The sequence below is a fragment of the Ensifer adhaerens genome (assembly GCF_002007205.1).
Lineage (GTDB): Bacteria > Pseudomonadota > Alphaproteobacteria > Rhizobiales > Rhizobiaceae > Ensifer > Ensifer adhaerens_D.
The window spans coordinates 1-2,814 of record NZ_LAZS01000016.1; the positions used below are offsets into that span (position 1 = coordinate 1).

A 2,814-nucleotide genomic window follows, 5' to 3' on the forward strand; every position below is an offset into this window, starting at 1 on the left:
TGGCGATTTCGCCAGCCGAGTGTTTTGCCTGGATTTGGATTGTCGCTCGGGATCACGCTGAGCTGGCTGGTTCTGATCGTTTTGATCCCGCTGTCGGGTCTGGTGTTTCGGGCCAGCGGGCTCGGCTGGTCGGAGTTCTTCGCGCTGGCGCTCGATCCACGCACCCTCAATGCCCTGAAGATCTCCTTTGGCACGGCCTTCGTCGCCGCCGTCATCAACCTGATCTTCGGTGTCATCCTCGCCTGGGTGCTGGTGCGCTACCGGTTTCCCGGCAAGCGGGTGATCGACGCCATGGTCGACCTGCCGTTTGCGCTGCCGACCGCGGTCGCCGGCATTGCCCTCACGACGCTTTATGCCGGCAACGGCTGGATCGGCCAGTTTCTCGAGCCGCTCGGGCTCAAGGTCGCCTTCACCCCGGCCGGCATCGTCATCGCCCTGATCTTCGTCGGCCTGCCCTTCGTCGTCAGGACGGTGCAGCCGATCATGGAGGAGATCGACAAGGAGGTCGAGGAGGCCGCGGCCACCCTTGGCGCCAGCCGCTTCCAGACGATCAGCCGGGTGCTTCTGCCGGGGCTCTTGCCGGCGGGCTTGACCGGCTTTGCGCTCGCCTTTGCCCGTGGCGTCGGCGAATACGGCTCGGTGATCTTCATCGCCGGCAACCTGCCTTACGTCTCCGAGATCGCGCCGCTGCTGATCGTCATCCGGCTCGAAGAGTTCAACTATGCGGCTGCCACCGCCATTGCCGCTGTCATGCTGGCGATCTCCTTTGCCATGCTGCTGCTCATCAACTCGATCCAGGCCTGGAGCCGGCGGAGATATGTCTATGTCGCATGACCTGACCGCCGCTTCAGCACCCAGTCCCGGTCTCAGTCCGGCTTCCGGCCCTCGCGCCGCCCTGCCGGAACTGGCCGCCGCCACCTCGGAAAGCCGCTTTGCCCGGCTGACGCTGACGATCACCGCGCTTACCTTCGTCGCGCTGTTCCTGCTCCTGCCACTCGCCGCCGTCTTTACCGAGGCGCTGCGCAAGGGCGTCGGCGAGTTCGTTTTGGCGCTCGGGGACGCCGAGACTTTTTCCGCCATTCGCCTGACGCTGATCGTCGCCGCCATCGCCGTGCCGCTCAACCTCGTCTTCGGCGTTGCCGCCGCCTGGGCGATCGCCAAGTTCGAGTTCAAGGGCAAGGCCTTCCTGACGACGCTGATCGACCTGCCGTTCTCGGTCTCGCCGGTCATCTCCGGCCTCGTCTTCGTGCTTCTGTTCGGTTCGCACAGTGTCCTCGGGCCCTTTTTGCAGAGCCACGGCATCCAGATCCTCTTTGCCGTGCCCGGCCTGGTGCTCGCCACCGTCTTCGTCACCTTCCCCTTCGTCGCCCGCGAGCTGATCCCGCTGATGCAGGAACAGGGATCGAGCGACGAGGAGGCGGCCTTGTCTCTCGGGGCATCGGGCTGGCAGACCTTCTGGCATGTGACGCTGCCGAACATCAAATGGGGGCTGCTTTACGGGGTTCTGCTCTGCAACGCCCGCGCCATGGGCGAGTTCGGCGCCGTCTCGGTGGTCTCCGGCCATATCCGCGGCGAGACCAACACCATGCCGTTGCAGGTGGAAATCCTCTATAATGAATACAACTTCGTCGCCGCTTTCGCGGTGGCGGCGTTGCTGGCGCTGCTGGCGCTGATCACCCTGATTTTGAAGACGGCGCTGGAGATCCGCTACAGCGCCGAGATCGCCGCCAGCCGCAGGCATTGAAAGGTCAAACGCAATGGACGTGCGCGTTCACAACATCCGCAAGGAATTCGGCCGCTTCCCGGCGCTCGACGACGTCTCGCTCGACATCCGCTCCGGCGAGCTGATCGCGCTGCTCGGCCCCTCCGGTTCCGGCAAGACGACGCTCTTACGCCTCGTCGCCGGGCTGGAAAGCCCGACCGAAGGCACGATCTTCTTCGGCGACGAGGATGCCTCGCAAAAGACCGTGCAGCAGCGCAACATCGGCTTCGTCTTCCAGCACTATGCCCTGTTCCGCCACATGACCGTGCTCGACAACGTCGCCTTCGGCCTGAAGGTGCGCCCGTCCAACCGCAGACCGCCGTCGGCCGAGATCCGCAGCCGCGCGCTTGACCTTCTCGACCTGGTGCAGCTCTCCGGTCTCGACAAGCGCTATCCGGCGCAGCTGTCGGGCGGCCAGCGCCAGCGCGTCGCGCTCGCCCGCGCCATGGCGGTGGAACCGAACGTGCTTTTGCTCGACGAGCCCTTCGGCGCGCTCGACGCCCAGGTCCGGAAAGAACTGCGCAAGTGGCTGAGGGACATCCACGACCGCACCGGCCACACCACGATCTTCGTCACCCACGACCAGGACGAGGCGCTGGAGCTGGCCGATCGCGTCGTCGTCATGAGCAAGGGCGTGATCGAACAGGTCGGCACCCCCGACGAGATCTACGACCATCCGGTCTCGCCCTTCGTCTACGGCTTCATCGGCCAGTCGAACTGCCTGTCGGTCACGCTGTCGAACGGCGAGATCTGGTTCGAGGACCGGCCGATCGGCTTGCGCGCGCCAGCCGAGCCCGACGGCCCGGCGCAACTCTACTTCCGCCCGCACGACATCGAGCTGATCGACGGCTGCGGCGGCTGTCTCGCCGGCCTCGTCGTCGCCAGCCGCCGCGTTGCCGGCACCCGCCATCTCGAACTCGACCTCGGCCGCAACCATCCGCATGTCGAGATCGAGCTCTCGCCCGAGCGCGCCGCCGCCGGCGACCACAGCCGCATCGCCTTCCGGCCGACAAAGTGGAAACTCTTCAGGGAGGGGCAGGCGGAGACGAAGC

General features: G+C 65.8%; 3 protein-coding genes. All 3 read left to right on the forward strand.

What is annotated here, in order from left to right; genetic code table 11:
- A partial coding sequence (gene cysT, locus XB14_RS32335; RefSeq protein ID WP_143348647.1) for a sulfate ABC transporter permease subunit CysT occupies positions 1 to 834 on the forward strand: 834 nt, incomplete at its 5' end.
- The gene (cysW, locus tag XB14_RS32340) at positions 824 to 1,744 is read left to right on the forward strand and encodes a sulfate ABC transporter permease subunit CysW (protein WP_077968713.1); all 921 of its coding nucleotides are present in this window, start codon (positions 824 to 826) and stop codon (positions 1,742 to 1,744) included. The genes cysT and cysW, both read left to right, overlap by 11 nt.
- 13 nt (positions 1,745 to 1,757) lie before the next feature.
- Positions 1,758 to 2,814, forward strand: a 1,057-nt coding sequence (locus XB14_RS32345) for a sulfate/molybdate ABC transporter ATP-binding protein (RefSeq protein ID WP_077968715.1), incomplete at its 3' end; no start/stop codon positions are given.

Excerpts from the sequence above, each read along its gene's own strand:
- cysW (WP_077968713.1), top strand. The coding sequence starts at position 824 with ATGTCGCATGACCTGACCGCCGCTTCAGCACCCAGTCCCGGTCTCAGT.